We start from the raw sequence: 23,512 nt of genomic DNA on the forward strand, positions 1-23,512 counted from the left end.
GTACCGGGGAGTACGGTCGACTGAGCAAAACTCCCTTAGAGCGACAGAGGACAAGCGAGAGCACGTTTATGAAATATCCGGGCTAGATCCATCCGAGCGGCGTAATTCTGTCTTCTATCACTTCCCCGTTATCCGCATTTACCACCATCTTATGTCTTATACGGTTGTCATCCAGAAAAATGATTTCCCTGACATTAATATTGTTTTTCACACTGCTTCGGGTTCTCAGCACAACCATCCCACGGTATTTTTTCCGTGCATTTTTGATAATCTGCTCAAGGGATATCCGCTTGCCATCCGGTTTCAGGTCATACGTTACGTCTGTGATCACTCTGCCGGTATAAGCGTCCATCGTTAACTGGCGACGCCTCACTTTAAACTGTTTGTCAGCCAGCTCTATAACATAGACCATATTGCCACCCTGTCTCTCCAGCCAGGTCCGAATTCTATTTGCTCCAGGGTACTTACTTTCCACCTTTGACAAGATCTCTTCCATTGGCATGGGTACCTGCATGGGGGCATGATCTATCTGCTTGCCACTGAAAGCACCATAAACAACGCGCTCCAACTGGTTATTGGCATCAATAAAATCGATAACAAACACCTTCTGATGCTCTTCTTCCTGCAACCGGGCTGAGTATACAACCACGTCAGAAGCCTTGATCCCGAATGAATGTCGGGTTCTGGCTATCAGCTGATCAAGGGGTACCATGGATCTCAGCTTGCCAGGCTGTTCAAGGTATGCAGGTGTTGCAGGCACAGTACTGCCCGCAGCAAAAACCGCAGATACAGACAAAGCTGCGCCCGCCAATACGCCTGAAATCATCTGCACAGGGAAACTGAACACATTCATCGAGTCTCACCTCTTTTCAGACAACTTTAGAATTGTTTTGCCATAACGCAAGCAGCAATACCTGACGGGAAAACGGCAGGTTACAGATTAAAGAAGGAGTAGAAGCTTTTTAATTTTTGCCCTGCTGCCTGCAAAGATATCGGCTGAAAACGTATCGGGGTTCCGGGCATTGCCTGTGCCAGCCTGTTCAAATCCAACTGGGCAACACAGCCGAATTTGGGGTAGCCACCCAGTGTCTGGTGGTCGCGCATCAGAATAATTGGCTGACCATTTTCAGGTATCTGAACAGCCCCGAGGGCGATGCCTTCAGAAATCACGCCGCTGAAGGGGGGCGTAATTTTAGCCCCAGCCAATCGATACCCCATACGGTCGCTATTGGGAGAAAGCGTGAATTGGGTCAGATAGAGACTTTTCCGGCTCTGTGCAGAAAAAGCCCGAGCCTGATACGACTCCATCAGATTAAGGCTCAGTGGCCCGGCATATTCCGGGATATATCGGGCTGGCACCATGCGGTTTATGCCGGGTTTAACTACCTCTTTGGAAACGGTCTCAAGAGAATCACCCTGCTTTATCAGACAACCACTGTCTTCCTTCGCAACTCTGGCCCCTACCCCACCAATACCATCCCTGACCACGGTCGCCACACTGCCAAAGACTGCGGGTGCAGCAAAACCGCCGGGAATGGCCAGATAGGCTCTCAGCCCTTTTCTGGGAAACTGAAATGATAACGTATCGCCTTTATTCAAATGCAGGGTCCGCCACCCTTCAACAGGCTGACCATTGACTCTGGCTCCCAGATCAGCCCCGGTTAACGCCAGCGTGATGGCTTGATGCGCTAAAAACCTTGCCTGTCCACCGGTTATCTCCAACTGGGAACAGAACATACGATTTCCCAGAAGATAATTTGCCCAGCAATAAGCTTGCAAATCCATGGGGCCACCCTGGGCCAGGCCCTGGTAACCCACTCCCGTTCGACCAGTATCCTGAAGCTGCGTCATCATCCCCGGGTCCAGGACTTCCAGTGCGACCACAAAGTACCTCCAAGCGCAAAAAATTCATCCCGTGATATAGGCTGGAACTGCACAGATAAACCCACAGAGAAAGGCGACATGGGCGTCTTATCGAAATCAATCAGAGAAACCGGACAATTCCCAATTATCTGCCAACCACCGGGGGAGTCGGATGGATAGACTGCGGTTTGCTGGTCGGCAATCCCGACACTGCCTGCTGGCAGCATTTTTCGGGGCTCGGACTTTCTTGGCGTGGCAATAGCGGAGTCAACTGACCCCAGAAAAGCAAAACCAGGGCTGAAGCCGATAGCACAAACGACATAAGTCGACTGACTGTGAATCTGGATAACATCTGCCACTGTGCGGTTATGAAACTGTGCAACCTCAGGTAAATCCGGCCCCGTCTCCAGGCTGTAATAAACGGGCAAGGTGATTGTCTTACTGACCTCCCGGGCACGATCATCTTTATCATCAGACAGAAAAAAAGCATCAACCAGCCCCTGCAGCCGACTTTTTAACGCGAAAAAATCCGTTTTCAGCGGGTGGTACTGAATATAGATGGTCGTATAAGAAGGGATAACTTCAATAAGCTCTGACGAACAGCTATTTCTGATATGGTCAGCCATACTGCCTGTTTTTACCGCCAGCTGAGTATCAATATGATCACCCAGCCGTATGATCAACGCTGTTTCTGACACAGGCTGGATATCCATCATGGCGCAGCGTCTGGCGACTTTACAATCTGATGAATCTGCTGGATCAGCGCTATGGCGTCAGGATTATCGCCATGAACACACAGACTATCGGCGTTCAGCTTTAGCCGCTTTCCGCTGATGGTGCTCACTTCCCCCGAGAGCAGGCTTCTCACCTGCTGAAGAATCGTGGCTGAATCCCGGTGAACAGCCCCTGGCAAGGTTCTTGACACCAGCACGCCATGATCGTCATAAGCCCTGTCGGCATAGGCTTCATAAATCAGTGGTACTGAATACCTGTCAGCTGTCTTTTTTTGCAACGCATTATTGCTCAGAGCCTGAATCATAAGCGCTGGTTTAATATCCATGTTTGCAGCAGCAATCACAATGGCTTCAAACACATCAGGGTTATTCATCATCCCATGATAAAGGGCACCATGGGGTTTAATGTACTTTACCCGGGTGCCATGCTGCTGACAGATAGCATCCAGTGCGCCAACCTGGTAAGCCACAAGGGCGGTGATACTTTCAGGGCTGTGGGGAATGGGGCGACGACCAAACCCGGCCTTGTCATGATATCCGGGGTGAGCACCAACCGTGACACCGCAGTCTACCGCCTGTTGCACGGTGTCACTCATGGTATCGGGGTCAGAAGCGTGAAAGCCGCAAGCAATATTGGCCATATCAATCCATGGCATCACCGCCTGATCATTGCCCATTTGCCAGGGGCCAAAACTCTCCCCCATATCACAATTCAGCTGCACGGGTTTACCTGTAAAGTTTGTGTACTTCTTCCGCCAGAATGGTCAGCCCCTGTTCAACATCCTGATGATCACGGGTATACGTCAGCCTGAGGCATTCATGCTTATGAGGCCAGTCGTCTATGCCCGGAAAGAAGTAATGCCCGGAAACCACCAGCACATTCCTTGCCTTCAGTCGTTCATACAATTCCAGGCTGGAGATAGACAGGCCTTCAAACCATAACCAGAGGAACATTGCCCCTTCCGGTTTATGAACATGCCAGGGAATATCACCCAGTTTCTCTTTGAGGCAGTTCACGGCAAACTGAGCCTTCTCCTGATAGTAAGGTCGAATCACATTCTCACAAAGAGCGTTAATGCTGTCATCCCGGATCATATCCAGGGCCAGCAGGCTGCCAGTACTGTTTGGTGCCAGATTCATAATGGCATTAATACCCGACAGTGCTCTGATAACCTGTTCATTGGCCACCACAATACCGGTTCTGACCGCCGGGAGCCCCAGTTTGGACAGACTCAAGCAAAGAATGGTGTGTTCGTTCCAGCGGGGAGTCGCTTCGGTAAAGATCAACTTGGGAAACGGCGTGCCGTAGGCACCATCAATGATCATGGGAATATCATGTTGCAGGGCCAGGCTGTCGAGCCGCTCAATTTCACTATCTGTCAGTACATTACCGGTTGGATTGGTAGGGCGTGACACACAAATGGCACCGATACTGTCATCAATCACCAGCTCCTGAAAATCCACCCGGTATTTGAAGGTATGCTGATCCAGATGCTCAATTTCAGGCTTATTGGCCGCAAAAAAATCATCACTCAGCCCGGCATCGGCATAACCGATGTATTCTGGTGCCAGCGGTAGCTGGATACGCTTGTGCCCGCCATCCCCATAACGTCCGGCAAACATATTGAACAGCATAAAAAAAGCGGCCTGGCTGCCATTAGACAAGGCAATATTGTTTGCCGTCAGTTGCCAGCCAAACTGACGGTTAAGAAAAGCCGCCATCTCACGGACGAAGTCTTTTTCTCCCTGGGGAGGATCATAGGTACCCACCAACCGGGTAAACTCCGCCTGACTCTCGGTAATTTGCCGCAGTCGCTGCCTGAATACGGCTTCCACTTCGGGGATATGGGCCGGATTACCGCCGCCCATCATAATCATATCTTTACCATCAGCAAGGGCATTGCCCAGATCATCCATTAATGAAAGGATGCCGGAATGGCTGGTGAATTTTTCGCCAAAGGCAGAAAGCTTCATGCTTACCCCTGATTTATTCTGGTCATAGGATAGTAAAGGTGCTGTTATATAATGATGAACAGAAACTGTCCACCATCCAGCCTGTCACGGGCCGGATATAGAGGCAGACTTATTACCAGAAAAGGATTATTTTGCCCGTATATCGTGAATCGCCGGTAAGCCACCCGCTGAAGTTGCTGCATAAACGGCACGATATATCGCCTGTTCCACAGCCTCTGCCCCCACAACACCCAAAACATTTACATCAGCAGCCACTTCGCCGGTTGCTGCACTGAAAATGGTATCACCATCGTACATGGAATGTGCAGGGCGAATGGCTCGCGACAAACCATCGTGCCCCATTTGTGCCATCTTTAAAGCCTGGGCTTTGGTTAATTTCCCGTTAGTCACCACCACGCCGATGGTGGTATTTGCCCCGGGCAGTGCTTGAATGGCCTGGTCATTCATTAAGAGATCCATACCAGAAACAAACTGCTGTCCATCTTCGCTCCTGGTGCCGGCAATAAGCTTCTCACCGGTAACAACATCTCCCCAGGCATTGACAGCCATCACGGCACCGACAACCAACCCTCCTTTCAGCCTGATGGCATAACAACCGATGCCGCTTTTTGTAGCCCGGTCAAACCCGGCAACTTTACCGATTGATGCTCCGGTACCGGCACCAACATTACCTTCTTCAATGTCGCCGCGACTGGCCAACCTGGTGGCTTCATACCCCATTTGCTCACTGGGTCGGGCAGAGGCATCGCCGACCGACTGGTCAAATAGCACCGCACCGGTGACAACCGGAATCCTGATAAAGCCTGTGGGTAACCCAATGCCCTGCTCCTCCAGATAACGACTGACCCCGTTCATACTTTCCAGACCCAGCGCACTGCCACCGCAAAGCACAATGGCATGGACAGAATCCACCAGGTTTTCAGGCCTTAGCAACTCCGTCTCCCTGGTTCCGGGAGCGGCACCGCGCACATCCACACCCGCCGTTACGCCGTGGTCAAAGCGCAGCACCGTCACTCCAGTCAACCTTTCGAGATCTGATGCATGACCAATGGCCAGGCCGCTAATTGAAAAAAGCTCATGCCGCTGAGTAGTCATCTGCAGAACCTGTGACACGGATAATAAGTAGCTCTGGAGTTTTCATTCTTCTCCGCTTGACCGTTTTTTCATTCGGCAACCGGAAAGATAGTCAAACAGGCCAAAGCTTGCCCTGGTTTTGAAGAGCAGTCCTCATCATTGGAATTGCTGATCAGACCATGGAAGATATCGTTGAATACGATGCTGAACAGAAGGGTGCTGAAGAAAATTGAAATCTTGATCAAAAATAAGACGATGAGCTAATAGATTACTTTGCGGAGGATTAGGCAGATAAAAGAGGAGTTTCAGGCAGGAAATTGGCGTCCCCTAGGGGACTCGAACCCCTGTTACCGCCGTGAAAGGGCGGTGTCCTAGGCCACTAGACGAAGGGGACGCAAACCTTCGTGCATTGCTGCAGCGGGTGTGAATACTAATCATCACCTGCCACAGAGTCAACCCCTCTTTATTTTTTCATCAATGGTTCTTAAACAAGAGCCATTTCAACGAAATGCATGAGTTAGATACATTTAGGCCAGGACCTTTGGAGAGAGCCAGGGAGGGCACGACTCAGAGGCGGAGATACAGTATTCTTATTGGATTGCATTAAAGTTGGTTCATAGCCAGACCTGATAATACCGTCAGCAATTTGCTGTGGGCAGGTCATTCTAACATGCAGGAACGCTCAAATCTGTAATTGGTGGGAGTGAGTTATTGATGAATGGTATAGAGCTTTTGCTGGAAAGGGTATCGACCCCCATCCTGGAGGAACCAGCACCCAGCGATCAGCAACTGGATGTCATGTTCCGGGCGGCCCTGCGAGCCCCTGACCATGGCCGTATTCGTCCCTGGCGATTTTTAACAGTCAGTGGCCAGGCGCGGGAAGGACTGGGTGAGCTGATGGCGCAAGCAGTCCTTGAGGATCAGCCGGATCTTTCAGAGGATGCCTTGGCACGCTTCAGAGGGATGCCGCTCCGGGCCCCTATGCTGGTACTGGCTATTTGCCCGGTTAAGCAGCATCCAAAGGTACCGGAGATTGAACAGAAGATGTCTCTGGCGGCGGCAGTTCATTCTCTGCTGCTGGCGGCCCATGCCCAGGGGGTCGGGGCAATGTGGCGAACCGGGGAGCTTTGTTACCACCCACGACTGGCAAAAGGACTGGGTCTTGCCGACAACGAGCAGCTGATGGGTTTTATCTACCTTGGCAAGCCTGCTGGCGCTAAAAAGAAAGTGCCTGTATTGGATGTTAATGACTTTGTTTCTGAGTGGGTGACCAGTGCCTGATTGGGCAATAAAAAGCCCCGCTTGCAATGAAGTCTGACGTTGCTCAGGAGCCTGTCGGACAGCCTCCTAGCAGGCGGTGTTTTTTTTATAATTTTCATAAGCGGATATTATTCCGCTCATCCCTCCTGCTGAGGTCAGAACCAGCAACAATATCGGGCATGCGTACCCAGTGATAAAGGAAGCCGCTGAGGTTGTCATGGCGAACTTTGATAAGTGCGACAGGAAGTCCGCCAGCAGGGTTGCACTGGCACCGGAAAGAGACCCATAGATATAGGCTTTTCTGACACATTGGCAAAACGTTTCAGGTAACAGGTTCATGACTGGCCTGATGCATTTGTACGTACCATAACCAAGTATTCGCAGTACATTGTCAGGCTGTTGCTGATGCTCATGCAGATGCTTGCCACAGGAATAAAGACCATCAACGATGCCAATAGCCACCATGGCAGTGATAATACCTGCAGCGCCTTTTGCCTGACTTATATAGTCCAGTGCATCGGCAGAAATAGTGCCTGCCGCCCCGTTACATAATACTTTGGCGGCAAACTTTTTCAGTGTGTCATCATGCTGGACGACATATCGGGAATATACTTTTTGGGGATTGAGTGTTTGCAGGACTTCAGAAAAAATATCACTGGCAAAACCGTGTTCATTTAACTGACTGATGAGCGCAGAGTCACCTTCAATAGCACTAATGGTTTCATTGGCTGTATTGCCTGCGCTCTCTTGTGCAAGCAGGAGCGGTGATTTATTGGTGCTGCCTTCAATGTCAATAATACAACAATCGTTTTTTTTACCAGGCTTTTGCAGTGCTGAAGGCTTCCCATACACGGGGGGCTCTCTATCAGCTGAGGGCTCTCTATAAGCTGAGGGCTCTCTATCAGCTGAGGGCTCTCTATCAGCTGAGGGCTCTCTATCAGCTGAGGGCTCTCTATCAGCTGAGGGCTCTCTATGCCCCAGAGTATCACCTTCCTGGCCTACCGTGGATTCGCTGTTATCTTTACGACAACATGATGCTGACAAGGTGTCATCTGCCACCTCAATGGCAAGCATAAGCGGTGGCTGTGCAGGCTTGCCTTCTACCTGTCTGGCTGCAAGCCCACAATGTTTCAGTGAATGTTCTGTGCCAGGGCTGGCATTGTCAAAACTCTGCCTTTTCGGCTCATCAACCATGCTGATACAACGGCCTGACACGGTAGCAACAGTGCCACACCGGGCACGTACTGAGCTAAATGCCGGTGAAGTCATTACTGCTGTTGTTTGAGCATGGCTAACTGAGCAAAACATAAATAACGTCCTGTCATTTGATCAAAATTTCAGGGAGGTTACCAGACTGATTCATTATATTATGTTGGATGAAGGTCGTATTAAATGCTGTTGATTCTTCAGCCAATCATGTTGTGGGGAATGATATAGTCCTCAAGATCATCTTCTGCAATATCATTTTCTGAATGTACCCATCCTTTTACCGAGATTCCGGCCTGATGGATAGATTCACAGGAGCCGGATACCAGTGGATGCCAGTCAAACAGCGGTTTCTTTTCGCTGATCAGCCGATAGGCGCAGGTTTCGGGCAGCCAGTGGAACAGCTCAACATCTTTCAGCGTCAGCACCGTACATTCCGGCACGATGTCTTTACGGTTCAGATAGTTTTGGCATTGGCAGCTGCCGGTGTCCAGCAGTTTGCAGGCTACTGACGTGTAATAAACCGTATCCGTATCTTCATCTTCCAGTTTGTGCAGGCAGCAGCGACCACAGCGATCGCAGAGGCTTTCCCACTCATCGGCGGTCATTTCTGCCAGGGTTTTGGTTTCCCAGAAAGGTTTTGCGGTCATGTCGGGTCGTTAAATGAAAGAAACTCATCCGGCAGTTTGATCAGGTAATCATCCTGCTCTTTGGGGGGCATTTGCAGATAGAAGCCATGATCCCAAATCCCCTGAAGGACACTGGCCGTCTCTACTCGCGCCAGCTTTTTCTCCGGCGTCAGCAACAGGTCAAAAACATGCACCGGTTTGCCAAAGGCTTGCAATAATGCCTCTGGCAGGGTCTTTTCCAATATGGTTCCCTTGTTCAGGTACAGGTACATACCTTCCCTTTTCGGGCTTTTATAGATGGTCACCAGAGACTTCATTCAATGGCCTTTTTCCTGTTGACTTAATTGATTGAGCTGCTGAATCAGCGGGGTGCCGATGATATCACGACGCCAGCCCGTGAGGGTATCCGGGAGCATAAAACGGCCATGATCCAGCCAGCTGCGCAGCAGTGGCGTGGTTAGTTTGCCCGGCATCAGCAGCTCCATAGGCAACTGCAATTCAACAGCCAGTTGCGACATCAATGTTTTGATCTGCTTACCCCAATCCCTGACATTTTTTGGCAGTGGCAGAGGCAGCTTTTCAGGCCTTTGTGCTTCCGGAACCTGACTGGCCGATCTGATAATATCCACTAACTGCTCGCCATGGTTGCGGATAATACTGGCACGCATTTCTGGTATTTCCCGCAGGGCATTCATGGCTTTAGGCTGAAACCTCGCCAGTGGCCAGAGGCTCCCTTTGGGGATAACCCGGTTGCGGGGAACATCCAGACTGCGGGAGGCAACTTCCCGAAAGTGGCAGAGTGCCTTTAGTACAGCCAACTGCTGGGGGCGCAGCTGCCAGCCTCGTTTTACCTCTTTCCAGGCATTTTCCGGGTCAAAAGGCAGCACATTCAACGTCATGGCCAGGCACTCATCTTCCAGCCAGGCCTTTTTCGGCGTTGGCACCAACAGCTGCTCCAGGTACTGATAAATCTCCAGTAAATGGGCAACATCCAGGCTGGCATAGCGAATCTGGGCATCCGTCAATGGTCGCTGGCACCAGTTAGACCTTGTCTCATCCTTGGGCAGATCAATGTTCAGTACTTGCCTGAGCAGGGCCTGATAACCAAGGGAAAATCCCAGGTTAGCAAACGCTGCGGCCAGCTGGGTATCAAACAGTGGTCTGGGAACGGTATCGGTTAACAGTTTGAACACTTCCAGGTCTTCACTGCAGGCATGCAGGACTTTAACCACCGAGTTGTCTTCAAACAATCTGGCCAGTGGTTGCCACTGATCAATGGCCAGTGGATCGATCAGAAAAACATCCGCGCCTGTGCCCACCTGAATCAGCCCTGGCTGTGGGTAGAAAGTGTCGGTACGAACAAACTCAGTATCCAGAGCGATGGCATCAAGCCCGGACCATCGCTGGCAACAGTCTTCAAGTGACTGATTGTTATTGATCCAGACTGGCTCTGGCGACAAAAGTGGCATATCGAAAGGTTCTAACGAAAAACCCCATTATAAACAGCCAATAGCAGCTGTTGATAGAGCGGAGCGGTTTTTCTCAGTCCTGTCTTTTCATCTGTCCGACACTGGTTGACATTTAGGAACTGTCCTGAAATAACTTCCACATCCGATTGTTGTTCAGTAAAGAAAAAACCTTGCCACGGAGTCACGGAGGCACGGAGAAAAGAAAAAATCTTTTCCTCTGTGACTCCGTGCCTCCGTGGCGAAAAAGAGGAAGTTATTCAGGAACAATTCCTTAAAGATCACAAACGGTACGGCGGAAAACCTTTTTTTGTTGTGCACTGAGTGGTTAAAAAAAGGCCGGAGATTACCGGCCTTAAGGGGGAACTTAATGGTGAGCGCGGAGCGCTTCAATGCGCTGGTCTAACGGCGGGTGACTGGTAAACAGAGCTGCCAGTCCACTGCGATCACCGCTGCGGATACCGAAGGCAGTCATGGTCGCAGGCATGGCACTCGGTGCTTCATACTCGGCACGCAGGCGTTCCAGTGCGGCAATCATATCTCTGCGGCTGGCCAGTTCGGCACCGGCTTCATCTGCCCTGAATTCCCGCTGACGGGAGAACCACATAACGATGGCACTGGCCAGAAAACCAAGAATAATCTCGGCGATAAAGCTGGTTATGTAGAAGCCCATACCGACGCCACCTTCGTCTTCATCATCACGACGCAGGAAGGAATCAACGGCATAACCGATAATCCGGGCAAAGAACATGACAAAGGTGTTCACAACCCCCTGGATCAGGCTCAGGGTAACCATATCGCCGTTGGCAACGTGGCCAATTTCGTGACCAATAACTGCACGGGCTTCGTTCGGGCTGAAGCGATCCAGCAGCCCTTCGCTAACCGCAACCAGCGCGGCATTTTTGTTCCATCCGGTGGCAAAGGCATTGGCTTCCGGGGAGTGGAAGATACCCACTTCCGGCATGCCGATGCCGGCCTTTTCAGAGAGTTCCCTGACCGTCTCAACCAGCCACTGCTCCCGGGCTGTTTGCGGTTGTTCAATAATCTGCGTCCCTGTGCTCATTTTGGCCATGGTTTTGGAGAGTAGCAGGGAGACAAAAGAGCCGGCAAAACCGAATACGGCACAGAATACCAGCAGGGAACCCATATTCAGCCCCTGGTGGCTCAGATAACTGCCGACGCCGAGAATATTCAGTGTGATACTGGCCAGCAACAGGACTGCCATGTTTGTGGCCAGAAACAACAGGATTCTCTTCATGAGTTAAGGTGACCTCATCGTCATCATTGTCATTAAACAGCTACTTATATAAAGGCGACTATTTATCCTTTCAAGAGCGTCTATAAAATGCGCTTTATTTTTACATGGTGCTGACAGAAAAAGGGCCGGATACCTGCCCCCATTCTGCTCACTGTTCGGTAAAAAATTGCAGCGCAGCCCTGGCAATCGCTTCACTGCCTTTATTGTTAAGAGCCTGTCGGCAATGCCAAGCCATTGTCGCCTGTTTCCGGGCAACAGACGGCGGCAGGTCGTTCTTTTTATTATCCGGATTATCCGGGGCAGTGGTGGGCAGACTTAAGCGTAAAAAGCTTTTTTCCGTGAGTACCACCTGATCCAGCGCGTCTTGCCGGATCGTATCCTGATAACGAATATAGCCTTCTGAAGCCAGCCAGAGCATAGCATCAAAACAGGCTTTGTGGCGCCGGTTAGGGATGCCGTACTCGTCGGTGCCGGCATTGGTAATCAGATCGTCAACGTAAAGTGTTGTCAGGCGGGGGAAGCTGTTATAAAGCTGAACCAGGGTTTTCACGCAGTCCTGGTAAAATTCGTCAATGTGTATGTCGCTCATCGATCATCCATAACTTAGTGTGTTCGGTTCATATTGAGTGCCATGGCAAATTGCATCATTGCTGCACAATCCCATGTCATCAGTCGGCAACAGCGTTATCAATGTTCGAGGATCCAACGCTGCTGTTGATTTTTTTGCATCAGGGCCAGGCGGCTATCCTGGCCTGCTTCAGACACCGTTTTTTGATAGTCCGGCTGAAGCCGGGTCTTCGCTTCAAAGAAAAATCGGGCGCTGTCTGAGTGTTGTTTCTGCCTCGGAAATATTTCTGCCAGAAAGCCATGGATATGCCCGGCCGTACTGCCCAGGGCGCAGCGCATAAAAAATTCCATCTCTTTTTTTGCTTCGGGATCTTTCAGAAGCTGCAACCATTGGACGACGGTTTCGACCAGTTCCTGGTCCGATGCCTGCTCAGGCAATGGGCTGTTCCTGCGCATGGCAAGGCAGACGGATTGCTTCAGAGATTGCCAGGATATATCCAGCAACTCACCTTTTTCTCTGTCCGTCAGGCCAACTGACCCGTACTCTCCGTTAACATAGCGCATAATGGTCCAGGACAACTCCAGTGTCAGGCGATAAATGCCAATGGTACCTTTTCGGGTCGGATCGGCAAGGACTCTCTGGTAGCAGGACAGCTCGCTGATGATATCACCCTGGGCCCGATGGGCATTGACCTCCGTGAGCAATTGCCGAATGCCACCGTTCCAGTGATCTTTGCGCATGGTTTCCGTTGCTGACAGCGTTTTTCCATAAGGCCCCATCACCTGGTATGAGTCATCCGGCATCAGCGATTCTGGTCGGTTACGGCCCTGCCAGACCCTGATCCCGGCCCTCAGTTTTTTGCACAGTTCCTTTACCAGGGTTTTCCGGCTCCGGGGCAGTGCTGGCATGACAACCTCCGCCTCTGTGTTGAGAGTATCCGGCTCTTCGGGAGGGTCTTCGACGGTTCCGATGCTTGCCGGTGTCACCGACTCAGTAACAGTTGGCGCATACTGTGGCAACAGTGCCGCCAATTCCCCTCGTAATTGCTGAAGCACGGTATGTTCGTGCTGCGTCCAATAGGCCTGGGGATGACTAATCAGATTGTCGGCCTGTGCTTTCATGGTCTTAAGCTGTTCAAAGCTTAACCCGGGGAGTCCTGTAGCCAGTAGCTGACTGCGCAGGCTTATGCGCAGCATTTCCAGTTGCAGGCGGACATCAGGCTGCTTCTGCCCGGGCATCCGCCGACAACCGCTCTCCGCCTGGATAATGGCTTCATAGGCACGACGGTGTTCACCCTGTTTGTTCAGGATAAATGCCTTGAGCCACAGCACCGGGTAGTAGTCAGGGGCTATGGCTTCGGGTATCTGCCCATGGTTACCTGTGAACAGGGCATCAAGCATCATTTGGGCCTGGGGATGATATTGCGCCAGCCGTTGTGAAAATCTTTCACGCCACGGATCTGATAACGCTTCGGACGGACAACGGGCCAGGGCGTACAGCAGCGCAAACCAGTTGTGGTCAACCTTATCAACGACCAGTCTGAGGATAAACTCAATATACAGGTCGCCCTCAGGAAAATAAGGCCTGAGCGCATTCAACTGGTTCACAAACTTGTCTTTTATGCGCAATTCCATTTGGTGCGGTTCGCCATCCTTTGCCTTTGAATCAATGATTTTGTTCAGATGATCCAACTGCGCGATACATGCTTTAATGACATGACCAGCAAATATCTCTTTACCAGTAAACGACGTTTTTGGATCAAGGAGACCTTTCTTGTTAAGCTGATTAAGGACTGCCAGTAAATGCATTGAATTATCCTGGCCTGCAGTGGCTTTACCAAACACCGCCATGATTGTCTTGACTGTGAACAACACATCTGAATCAAGTACCTGGTCCTGGTCGAGTATCTTTGATAGTGACCTGGCAAATAACTCACACCATTTTGAGAACAGATTCTTTTCGGATTGTTCTTTTTTTTTCAGTGACCTCGCTGCCGGATCAACAAAAGACAAAAAACATTGATGAGCTCTTTCCATAATAAGGGTAGATTCGGTTTTATCGCCCTGATCGACCAGCTCCAGTAAATTTTTGACATTATCATCAGTCGAATTATTGCTGACTGCTTCGTCATCATCATCGCTATCATTCGACACACTGTACAATTCTTTAGCAATCTGACGGGATATATCATTAGTAATTTCATTTACTTTTTTATAAAAATTCCCCTGGAATTTCTTATAAAAATCTGATGCTTTCATCAGGCGTTCAGCAGTTGCCGGATTTGTACAAGTCGTCATTGCCTTGACGCACTCCAGGTGCAAATCGTTACACTTGTTAATACGCTTTGACAGTTGTTCCGTGTCAAAATGGTACGGTAGCTCACCTTGCTCCGGTGAAGCGTATGGATTGTACGTGCGAAAATTTTGTTTAAAGAAGTTACTCAGTGCACCCACTTCAGCAATCATGCTTTTCAAAATAAGCTGCTGCTTTTGGTCAGGCGCTGTCTGGCCAGGTGTTGTCTGCTCAGGTGCTGTCGACTGAACTTGTCGCCTGCCTAATTTCCCGGTTTTACTTGATGATGCCCCGTTTTTTTCGCATTTATTATGGAGTGGATTCACAGAGGATGCTGTGTTCAATCTGTTTGAAGGCAATTTATCCATAATAAAAATCCCATTTTAATTACTTTTTTCTCTTCCCTGACAAGCTCCAATGTTAAGTAGAACTGTTAAATAGAACATTGGTGTTATATTTCATAGACAAGAATAAAGAATAAAAGTTCAATCCCATCACAAACCCATCATTCTTTTCCTGGTCTCGAATGCCCGGATAACTTCTTCATCCAAACCAACGTTTGATACTGAAAATTTTGCAGAAATACCAGGGCGGTAGAATCTATGGGAGCCACCCCGGCATAGCCGGGGGTTAATTACTGCCGGTACCGACTGAGAAACCGCTCAAGTTTGGTCATTACGGTTTCCAGGTCTTCTGTCCTGGGGAGCGAAATGATGCGCAGATGGTCAGGCTCAGGCCAGTTGAAGGCAGTGCCCTGGACCAGCAGTACTTTTTCCTGAAGGAGAAAATCCAGTACCAGCTGTTCATCATCATGGATCTTGTGATGTTCAGGGTCGAGCCTGGGGAACAGGTAGAGGGCACCTTTGGGCTTGGTACAGCTGACACCCGGTATCTGGTCCAGCATTTCCCAGGCCCGGTTACGCTGCTCAAGCAGTCTGCCGCCGGGCAATATCAGGTCATTAATACTCTGGTAACCACCCAATGCGGTCTGAATGGCGTGTTGCGCAGGTACGTTGGCACAAAGGCGCATTGAGGCCAGCATTTCCAGGCCTTCAAGGTAGCTTCTGGCATTTTGCTTCAGGCCGGACACCACCAGCCAGCCCGCCCGAAAGCCGGCAACCCGGTAAGATTTGGACAGGCCGTTAAAACTGATACAAAGCACATCGTCTGCCAGCGAGGCCAGGGCCGTGTGCTCAACCCCGTCATAGAGGATTTTATCGTATATTTCGTCAGCGAATATGATCAGATCGTGCTCTCTGGCCAGCTGTACGATCTCTTTCAGAAGGTCGTCCGGATAAACCGCGCCAGTCGGGTTGTTTGGATTGATAACCACAATCCCCCGGGTTTTGGCGGTAATTTTACTGCGGATATCGTCAATATCCGGACACCAGTCTGACTGCTCATCCTTACGATAATGAACGGCACGACCACCGGACAGATGCACAGCGGCGGTCCACAAAGGGTAGTCCGGAGCCGGGATCAGCATCTCATCGCCATTGTTCAGCAATGCCTGCATGGTCATAACCACCAGCTCACTGACACCGTTACCGATAATAATGTCTTCAACAGAAATGGGGGGGAAGTTCTTCTGTTGACAGTACTGCATAATGGCCTTGCGGGCTGAAAACAGGCCTTTGGAATCACAGTAGCCCTGCGACAACGGCAAATTGCGGATCACATCCTGGGTGATTTCATCGGGGGCATCAAAGCCAAACGCCGCGGGATTGCCCGTGTTCAATTTAATGACACGATGTCCCTCTTCTTCCAGCCGCTTGGCTTCACGAAGAACGGGGCCGCGAATGTCGTAACAGACATTGTCGAGTTTGGTGGATTTTTCAATATCCTTCATGGATGTCTTACCGATGGTTTCAGGTTCTTTGGGCTTGCCGTGTGGCATTATGAATTGATCTTGCAAGAGTTGCACTAGTGTAGATAGTTTTTAACCGGACGGTTATCCTTATCGAGACGGTTCAGGAAAGTCTCTGTTGACTGATGAAAGTGGAATAAGAGGGCAGTATTTGATGACCGAAAAAAAGTCAGATGAACAGTGGCGGGCAACGCTTACCGATGATCAGTACTATGTATGCCGTGAAAAGGGGACTGAGCAGCCTTTTACCGGCGAATATAACTTCTTTGAGAAAGATGGTGTTTTTCACTGTGTCTGCTGCCAGCAAAAGCTGTTTGACTCATCGGTGAAATTCGATGCCGGGTGTGGTTGGCCCAGTTTCTACCAAACCATCGACAGCGATGCGATCACCATGCAGGAAGACAACAGCCTTGGCATGCAGCGCACTGAAGTCCTTTGTTCTAATTGCGGTGCTCACCTGGGCCACGTATTTCCGGACGGGCCGGAACCTACCGGTCTGCGATATTGTATCAATTCGGTAGCGATGAAGTTTAAAGGCCGATAGTCCTGCTGGCTATTCATGAAATATATCAGGGAATAATTTCAGCACTCTTTCGTATGGAGCTTTTTCACGGAACTTCTGGTTGATAGACAAGTCTGACACGTTATGAACAGTGTCAATCAACCTTGTGCAATCTGCTGGGATGAAATCAAGGAAAGTCCTGGTACAAGGCGCTCCGAAATCGCAGCGGCCCTGGCTCGAAAGATCCGAATCAACGACACGACTACGGTCGTAAGACTACAGCCGTGCACTCATGAATACCACCACGCATGTATAAGCAACTGGGTGAAAATATCCTCACGGTGTCCAATTGACCGCCGCTTGATAACGGGCAGTACTCCCTCAATGACCAGGCCCGTAGATCTGCGGAAGGAGCTGTTCAAGGCAATTGAGGGTAACCGGATCGAGGATGTGGAGGATATTCTGGCAACCGGGTTCAACCCTGATCAGCGCTCGTTCCTGGATAGGAGAAACCCTCTAACCCTGTCGTTAAAGCAACAACGTTGGGAAATAGCAGCACTGCTGATCAGAGCGGGATTGACCACCAACAGTAAAGTAGCGCAAAACAACCTGGGCTTGATGTACCTGTACGGTCTGGGGGTGGAGCAGAACAACGCCGAGGCCCTGACCTGGTTCTACAAGGCCGCCGACCACGGGAATGCCAAATCACAAAACAATCTGGGCTTGATGTACCTGAATGGTCTTTGCGTTGAGCAGAACTACGCCGAGGCCCTGAACTGGTTCCACAAGGCCGCTGACCGTGGGGACCCCGAAGCACAAAACAACCTGGGCTCCTTGTACGTAAGGGGCTTGGGAGTGGAGAAAAACTACGCCTGGGCTTTCACCTGGTTCCGCAAGGCCGCCAGCCAGGGATACAGTTCCGCGCAAAACAACCTGGGCTGGATGTATGCAAAGGGGCTGGGGGTAACGAAGAACTACGCCGAAGCCCTGACCTGGTTTTGTAAGAGTGCCAAACAGGAAAGCGCTGCCGCACAAAACAATCTGAGCAGGATCCTCAGGGGGTTGCCTCTGGAAGCGGAGCAAAACCGCGTCGAGGCCTTTATCTGGTTCCGCAAGGCCGCTAAAAATGGAGACGCCAGCGCGCAAAACATCCTGGGCTGGATGTACTTTAAGGGGCTGGGGGTGGAGCAAAACTACGGTGAGGCTCTGACCTGGTTCCGCAAGGCCGCTGACCAGGGACACGCTGCCGCACAAAGCAACCTGGGCTGGATGTACTATCAGGGTCTTGGGATCGAGCAGAACCACACCGAAGCCCTGACCTGGTACGACAAGGCTGCCAACCAGGGACACGCTGATGCACAACACAGTCTGGGTTGGATGCACCAACACGGTCTGGGGGTGGAGCAGAGCTATGCCGAGGCCCTGGCCTGGTACCGCAAGTCTGCTGATCAGGAACACGTCGCTGCACAAAACAACCTGGGTTATTTGTACCTGATGGGTCTGGGAGTAGAGCAGAACTACGCCGAAGCCCTGTTCTGGTTTTGCAAGTCTGCCGACCAGGGTAACGCCGTTGCGCAATATCAGCTGGGCTGTATGCACCTGAAGGGTCTGGGGACGGAGCAGAACTACACCGTGGGCCTGACCTGGCTTGAGAAGGCCGCCAGGCAGGGGCACATCCCTGCACAAAAAAATCTGGCCCGGCTGCATCGCAACAGTCCGGGGTTGGAGCAATCAAGCTGCTGACAGCGAACTTTACTAATAACCTTTTGTCCAACTCCCGTTTCCCAGCTATTTCTATGGTGTAGTTTCATCCATGGGTTTCGCCAGCCTTTATCAATTGCCAAAGAACAACAGTCATTGCCAACGCTGCATTGTCCGCAGTTCCGGGGTGGACGAAGACCGCTTCGGTGATGCCCAGGCGGGCAGATACCAGTCCATTGTCCACCAGGATGGCGACATCCTGGCAACGTGTCTGCAAGTGCTGGCATCGGCCTACCAGCCGGATGCCTGTCCGCAGGGCAAGGTCAGTGCCATGGCACTGATTATCCAGCAGTACATTCAGTGCCAGGTCGGCGGTGTGCTGAGCAGCCACTCATCACTGAGCGATGACAGAATTGAGGTGGAATATGTACGGAGTCAACCCGACGAAGCCGTATCGGGCAAGTCTGCCAATCCGGTTCTGCGCTGCACAATTCGACGAGACACAACTGAGGATGCATCAAAATATCATTTCCTCAGGGATTCCAGTGATCAGAACACAGCAGTGGGGATTGACGATGCCCTGCTTAGTGCTGACGTCCTGCAACTTTTGCAGCAGTATACCGAGGCGCTGGAGAATCGCTTCTGCTGTCCCGTGGATATTGAATTTGGCATAAGAAGCATAATTAGCCAAAACGATAAACTTCTGGGTTATTTTCACGCTGACCGTTTACTGAACCGCTGCCTTGGTCCCGGGCGCTGTACATCAATCAGCATGTCCGCCAACAGGGCCAGACTGTTATCACTGCTGGACAGCGAAATTGTGGCCCTGATGCACGATCTGGAGCTGTTTTTCGGCGGTTATCAGCACTTTCTGGCACTGGCACAGGATACCGACATTGATACCGACACCGACTTTGATTTTGACGCCGATATTGGCCCTGATCCCAAAACAGCCCTGACTTTCCTTAACCGTGAACTACCAAACCTTGGCGAGCAGGGTCAACGCCTGCAGACATCAGTCCGCAAACTGTGCGAAAAGATCGTCCCCCCCTGGCAACGGAGCGGGAGCTGCCCGCACAACCGCTCAATTTCAGGCAATGGCGGCATGACTGCCAAAGCCTGCAGGATATTCTGCAAAAACTGACCCAACCGCAAAAAGCCCACATGATCGGTTCTGTCCATGATCTGATTTTATGGTTGCATAAACGATTTGTTGACGCCCTTGCCCCGGTGGCAGCCGCATCTGGCCAGGGGCAGATTACCGCCATCGCTGAAGATAAAACGCTGGTCAGTATTCTCCGTCCGGGCCTGACGGGACTGTTAGACGCCGTCGGCCTTGGGGCACTGAAGTGTCTACTTACCAGCAGCCTGCGCATATTGAACCTGGCGAATGCTGCTTTTATTCATGCCGAACTCAGGCACTACAGTGTGCCCTGGTAAAACTGGTCGCGGTGCTGGATGGAATCAGCAACATAGATATCCCACTTAACGCTTTTGCAGGCAGAACCAATGCCAACCGATGGACTTTCGATAAGATGATCAGACAACTTGAACCATCGGATGCAGTAAGAATTTTGAAGGAGCTGTTTATCCATTTTGCTATCGCCTGCCCTCTTTATCGAAAGCAATTCATCAGTATCCTGCGTAGCCAATTTAATCTTGATCAAGACCCTGAACTGGTGCTTTTCATGGTTGAAAAAAATCCGGAACTCATGGATTTCCTCTTAGGGTAGATATTAAGAATCGGCTGCAGGATTTCAATCGTGAATACCATCTGAGGCTGCGCGCGATTCTGTTGAGGATTTTATGTGCAGCGAGATTGAGCCATCCTGATCTGAATTGATGATTTTTTGAAGGTACGTCCCTGGTTTGCTATTCACCCACTCCACTCATTAGCCAAAGTCTCCGCCTGCTTCAAAACCAACTCAACCGCAGCCGCCGCACCATCCGGTGGATACTTATACTTCTGCAACGTCCGCCGAACCAGAATCTTCAACCGTGCTCGCACACTGTCCCTAACCTGCCAGTCAATGGTGGTGGATTTACGCAACTTGTCGGTAATCTCAATGGCAATCTTTTTGAGAATCTCATCACCCAGTTCCCGAACGGCACTCTCGTTATTGGCCAGCGCATCATAAAACGCCACTTCGTCCGGGTTCAGGCCAAGCTCCGCTTCCCGGCTCATTTCTGCCTGGAAGTCTTTGGCCATCTGGATCAGCTCTTCAATCACCTGCGCGGTTTCAATGGCCCGGTTATTGTATTTTCGTAGCGTGGCTTGTAACCGTTCGGAGAACTTCTTCTCCTGCACCACGTTATTACGGGTCTTGGCGCGGATATCATCTTTCAGCAGCTTTTCCAGTAACTCCACGGCCAGATTCCTGTGAGGCATCCGCCGTACATCGTCCAGAAACTCATCGGACAATAGCCCGATATTGGGTTTCTCCAGTCCGCACAGCGCAAACACATCCGCCACGCCTTCCGCCACAATGGCATTATCCAGAATCTGCTTCAGGGCAGACTGCTGTTCCTCCCGGCTGCGCTTTTTATCCACTGTCGTAAATTTATTAATGGCCGCCTTCACTGCCGAGAAAAATGCCAACTCAAGTCGCAGTTCTTTCGCTTCATCCAGTGTACTGCACAGGGAATATGCTTTGTTAGCCGCCAGCACCAAATCCATCAGCCGCTTCTTGCCATCTTTCAAACTCAACACATAGTTGGCAGCAGGCACCAGCAACTCTCGGGCTCGGGCTTCAAAACCACTCATATCCAGCCCTGCACCCTGTGGCGTTTTGGCAAACAGCCCGCGCAGTGCATCCATCTTTTCTGCTAGCACGGCATAAGCTTCTTCAGATCGTAAGGTTGGCTCACCCTTACCACGGGCATCGGTGTAATCTTTCAGCGCCGCCTTCAGTTCATTGGCAATGCCGATGTAATCCACCACCAGCCCACCGGGCTTGTTTTTGAACACCCGGTTCACCCGGGCAATAGCCTGCATCAGGTTATGGCCCTTCATGGGTTTGTCCACATACATGGTGTGGCAGCAGGGCGCATCAAAACCGGTCAGCCACATATCCCGCACAATCACCAGCTTCATCGGATCGTTCACATCCTTAAAGCGTTTCTCCAGCCGTTTTTTGGTCTTCTTGCTGTAGATATGGGGCTGCAACAGGGGTTTATCGGAGGCGGAACCGGTCATCACAATCTTGATCACGCCTTTTTCCGGATCAGGGTCGTGCCATTGTGGGCGCAGTTCCACAATCTCGTTATAGAGATGGGCGCAGATATCACGGCTCATGCCGACAATCATCGCCTTGCCATCCATGCTCTCATTGCGAGACTCAAAGTGCGTCACCAGGTCGGCTGCCACCTGTTTCAGCCGGGGTGTAGCACCCACGAGCTTCTCTAACCGGCTCCACTCGCCCTTGGTCTTTTCCCGGAGGTTGATATCTTCCTCATCTTCCACCACTTCATCCACCCGCTCAGAGAGCTGCTGGATTTCAGCGTGGTTCAAATCCAGCCTGGCCAGACGGGATTCATAATAGATGGGCACCGTCGCACCATCCTCAACGGCATCCTGAATATCATAAATGGAGACATACTCCCCAAACACCGAGCGGGTATCTTTATCCTCTTGGGAGATGGGCGTGCCGGTGAAGCCAATAAACGACGCATTCTTCAGTGCATCCCGCATATGCTTGGCATAGCCAAACTTGTACTGGCCTTCTTTGGTTAATACCGCCTTAAGCCCATACTGGCTGCGGTGCGCCTCATCGGAAATCACCACAATATTGTGACGACCATTCAACAGCGGATGGTGGTTCTCACCGTCCTGCAGAGCAAACTTCTGCACTGTGGTAAAGATAATGCCGCCGGATTCTCTTTCCGCCAGTAACTGACGCAACGCTTCCCGGTCATTAGCCTGTACCGGCGTCTGCTTTAACAGTTCCTGGGCACTGCTGAAGGTGTTAAACAGCTGACCATCCAGATCATTCCGATCCGTCACCACCACCAGTGTCGGATTATTCATGGCCGGTTGTTGCAGCAACATACCGGCATAGCAGCACATGGAGATACTTTTGCCCGAACCCTGGGTATGCCAGACGACACCCGCCTTTTTACTGCCGGGCAATATACGACCACCCCGACACGTCTGTGAGGCCGCTTCTCCCAGCTGTTCCTGCGCCGCTAATACCGTTGCCCGAACCGCCTCCCGCACCGCATGGAACTGATGATAACCGGCAATCTTTTTGATAGTGCGTTCGCCATCACTTTCAAACAGCACAAAGTAGCGAATGTAATCCAGAAACAGCGTCCGGTCGAAAAAGCCCCGCACCAGTGTTTCCAACTGCCACTCCAGCACTGGCCGGTCTTCTTCATTCTGAATGGTACGCCAGGGCATAAACCGTTCCTGGTCAGCGGTCAGAGAACCCACCCGGGCGGTATAACCATCACTGATCACCAGCGCCTCATTAAAAATAAACAGGTCGCTGATTTCATCTTTATAGGTTTGCAGCTGGTTAAAAGCATCCCAGATATCCGCATTCTCATCACCGGGGCTTTTCAGCTCCAGCACCGCAAAGGGGATGCCGTTAATAAAACAGACAATATCCGGGCGACGAGGATTCTTGGTGCCGGTCAGCGTAAACTGATTCACCGCTACAAACCGGTTATTGGCAACCGATTCAAAATCCACCAGAAAGGCATGGTCGTTTATCCACTGTTCATCGTCGCCTTTGTAGTCCACCGGCACACCGTCGAGCAGCAGCTTGTGGAAGTGTCGGTTATTGGTGATTAGATCAAGACTTTCGGGCTTGGTCAGCGTTGCCCAAACCTGCTCAAAGCAACCTGAAGGGAGATGCGGATTTAACAGGGTAAAGGCTTTTTCAAGGTCTGGCTTTAGCAATACGTCCTGATAATTGCTGCGCATGGGCGTTGGGCCATCAGGGGCAATATCAGGGCCGTGGAGGACTTCCCAGCCAGCCATGCGGAACCACTCTAAACAGAGTTGTTCAAGTTGATCTTCAGTAATCATATCCGTGACTTTATTAAAATAATGAGTGAGGTTTTGGCAAGAAAGGCCACAACCAAGACTGAAACCAGAACAGAAATCAGAGGCGG

21 protein-coding genes, 1 tRNA gene and 1 pseudogene are annotated in these 23,512 nt (G+C 50.9%); 7 read left to right on the forward strand and 16 right to left on the reverse strand.

The window, feature by feature from the left end:
* Positions 1 to 82 precede the first annotated feature (82 nt).
* The 7 genes from CX664_RS13655 to CX664_RS13685 all read right to left on the reverse strand — a co-directional run bounded on the left by CX664_RS13655 (position 83) and on the right by CX664_RS13685 (position 6,039).
* The gene (locus CX664_RS13655; protein ID WP_101747263.1) at positions 83 to 853 is read right to left on the reverse strand and encodes a PepSY domain-containing protein; all 771 of its coding nucleotides are present in this window, start codon (positions 851 to 853) and stop codon (positions 83 to 85) included.
* Positions 854 to 933: 80 nt separating this feature from the next.
* Positions 934 to 1,854 carry a 5-oxoprolinase subunit C family protein gene (locus CX664_RS13660; RefSeq protein WP_101747264.1) on the reverse strand — a complete coding sequence of 307 codons (921 nt, stop codon included), beginning with the start codon at positions 1,852 to 1,854 and terminating at the stop codon, positions 934 to 936.
* On the reverse strand, positions 1,851 to 2,579 hold the full coding sequence (gene pxpB / locus CX664_RS13665; RefSeq protein WP_101747265.1) for a 5-oxoprolinase subunit PxpB: 729 nt from the start codon (positions 2,577 to 2,579) through the stop codon (positions 1,851 to 1,853). Before pxpB ends, CX664_RS13660 begins: the two co-directional genes overlap by 4 nt.
* Positions 2,576 to 3,319: a 5-oxoprolinase subunit PxpA gene (locus CX664_RS13670; RefSeq protein WP_101747266.1), complete on the reverse strand. Its 744-nt coding sequence runs from the start codon at positions 3,317 to 3,319 to the stop codon at positions 2,576 to 2,578. Before CX664_RS13670 ends, pxpB begins: the two co-directional genes overlap by 4 nt.
* Before the next feature lie 4 nt (positions 3,320 to 3,323).
* On the reverse strand, positions 3,324 to 4,571 hold the full coding sequence (locus CX664_RS13675) for a valine--pyruvate transaminase (RefSeq protein WP_101747267.1): 1,248 nt from the start codon (positions 4,569 to 4,571) through the stop codon (positions 3,324 to 3,326).
* A gap of 126 nt (positions 4,572 to 4,697) precedes the next feature.
* Positions 4,698 to 5,666 carry a P1 family peptidase gene (locus CX664_RS13680; protein WP_101747268.1) on the reverse strand — a complete coding sequence of 323 codons (969 nt, stop codon included), beginning with the start codon at positions 5,664 to 5,666 and terminating at the stop codon, positions 4,698 to 4,700.
* A 297-nt stretch (positions 5,667 to 5,963) separates the two neighbouring features.
* Positions 5,964 to 6,039, reverse strand: a tRNA-Glu gene (locus CX664_RS13685).
* Positions 6,040 to 6,359: 320 nt separating this feature from the next.
* Between CX664_RS13685 and CX664_RS13690 the strand changes: the two genes are divergently transcribed.
* Positions 6,360 to 6,926, forward strand: a complete 567-nt coding sequence (locus tag CX664_RS13690) for a nitroreductase family protein (RefSeq protein WP_101747287.1) — start codon at positions 6,360 to 6,362, stop codon at positions 6,924 to 6,926.
* Between the two features lie 66 nt (positions 6,927 to 6,992).
* Here CX664_RS13690 and CX664_RS13695 read toward each other — a convergent pair whose 3' ends face one another.
* From CX664_RS13695 to CX664_RS13730, 8 genes are all read right to left on the reverse strand, one after another.
* On the reverse strand, positions 6,993 to 8,213 hold the full coding sequence (locus CX664_RS13695; protein WP_146000003.1) for a hypothetical protein: 1,221 nt from the start codon (positions 8,211 to 8,213) through the stop codon (positions 6,993 to 6,995).
* 98 nt (positions 8,214 to 8,311) lie between these two features.
* Positions 8,312 to 8,761 carry a YcgN family cysteine cluster protein gene (locus tag CX664_RS13700; RefSeq protein ID WP_101747270.1) on the reverse strand — a complete coding sequence of 150 codons (450 nt, stop codon included), beginning with the start codon at positions 8,759 to 8,761 and terminating at the stop codon, positions 8,312 to 8,314.
* Positions 8,758 to 9,057 (reverse strand): YcgL domain-containing protein, encoded by a 300-nt coding sequence (locus CX664_RS13705; protein WP_101747271.1) that lies wholly within the window; start codon positions 9,055 to 9,057, stop codon positions 8,758 to 8,760. Before CX664_RS13705 ends, CX664_RS13700 begins: the two co-directional genes overlap by 4 nt.
* Entirely contained in the window at positions 9,058 to 10,209 is a 1,152-nt protein-coding gene (rnd, locus tag CX664_RS13710; RefSeq protein WP_219622196.1) for a ribonuclease D, read from the reverse strand.
* A gap of 364 nt (positions 10,210 to 10,573) precedes the next feature.
* Positions 10,574 to 11,464, reverse strand: coding sequence for a protease HtpX (gene htpX / locus CX664_RS13715; protein ID WP_101747272.1), 891 nt, complete (start codon positions 11,462 to 11,464; stop codon positions 10,574 to 10,576).
* 148 nt (positions 11,465 to 11,612) lie between these two features.
* Positions 11,613 to 12,053 (reverse strand): hypothetical protein, encoded by a 441-nt coding sequence (locus CX664_RS13720; RefSeq protein WP_101747273.1) that lies wholly within the window; start codon positions 12,051 to 12,053, stop codon positions 11,613 to 11,615.
* Between the two features lie 98 nt (positions 12,054 to 12,151).
* Positions 12,152 to 14,692, reverse strand: coding sequence for a hypothetical protein (locus CX664_RS13725; protein ID WP_101747274.1), 2,541 nt, complete (start codon positions 14,690 to 14,692; stop codon positions 12,152 to 12,154).
* Between the two features lie 266 nt (positions 14,693 to 14,958).
* Positions 14,959 to 16,173, reverse strand: coding sequence for a pyridoxal phosphate-dependent aminotransferase (locus CX664_RS13730; RefSeq protein WP_101747289.1), 1,215 nt, complete (start codon positions 16,171 to 16,173; stop codon positions 14,959 to 14,961).
* Between the two features lie 172 nt (positions 16,174 to 16,345).
* Between CX664_RS13730 and msrB the strand changes: the two genes are divergently transcribed.
* From msrB to CX664_RS13755, 6 genes and pseudogenes are all read left to right on the forward strand, one after another.
* Positions 16,346 to 16,735 carry a peptide-methionine (R)-S-oxide reductase MsrB gene (gene msrB / locus CX664_RS13735; RefSeq protein ID WP_180966495.1) on the forward strand — a complete coding sequence of 130 codons (390 nt, stop codon included), beginning with the start codon at positions 16,346 to 16,348 and terminating at the stop codon, positions 16,733 to 16,735.
* A gap of 102 nt (positions 16,736 to 16,837) precedes the next feature.
* Positions 16,838 to 17,038, forward strand: a pseudogene (locus CX664_RS28190) (RING finger protein); the annotation flags it as partial.
* Positions 17,039 to 17,077: 39 nt separating this feature from the next.
* Positions 17,078 to 18,436 carry a tetratricopeptide repeat protein gene (locus CX664_RS13740; RefSeq protein ID WP_244910668.1) on the forward strand — a complete coding sequence of 453 codons (1,359 nt, stop codon included), beginning with the start codon at positions 17,078 to 17,080 and terminating at the stop codon, positions 18,434 to 18,436.
* A gap of 70 nt (positions 18,437 to 18,506) precedes the next feature.
* Positions 18,507 to 19,538, forward strand: a complete 1,032-nt coding sequence (locus tag CX664_RS13745) for a PEP/pyruvate-binding domain-containing protein (protein WP_101747276.1) — start codon at positions 18,507 to 18,509, stop codon at positions 19,536 to 19,538.
* Positions 19,539 to 19,558: 20 nt separating this feature from the next.
* The gene (locus CX664_RS13750) at positions 19,559 to 19,834 is read left to right on the forward strand and encodes a hypothetical protein (protein ID WP_101747277.1); all 276 of its coding nucleotides are present in this window, start codon (positions 19,559 to 19,561) and stop codon (positions 19,832 to 19,834) included.
* Between the two features lie 11 nt (positions 19,835 to 19,845).
* Complete coding sequence (locus tag CX664_RS13755) at positions 19,846 to 20,127, forward strand: hypothetical protein (RefSeq protein WP_101747278.1); 282 nt, start codon at positions 19,846 to 19,848, stop codon at positions 20,125 to 20,127.
* Between the two features lie 143 nt (positions 20,128 to 20,270).
* Here CX664_RS13755 and CX664_RS13760 read toward each other — a convergent pair whose 3' ends face one another.
* On the reverse strand, positions 20,271 to 23,426 hold the full coding sequence (locus CX664_RS13760; RefSeq protein WP_244910669.1) for a type I restriction endonuclease subunit R: 3,156 nt from the start codon (positions 23,424 to 23,426) through the stop codon (positions 20,271 to 20,273).
* Positions 23,427 to 23,512: the final 86 nt, after the last annotated feature.

Origin of the sequence: Endozoicomonas acroporae (assembly GCF_002864045.1) — a bacterium.
Classification (GTDB): domain Bacteria; phylum Pseudomonadota; class Gammaproteobacteria; order Pseudomonadales; family Endozoicomonadaceae; genus Endozoicomonas; species Endozoicomonas acroporae.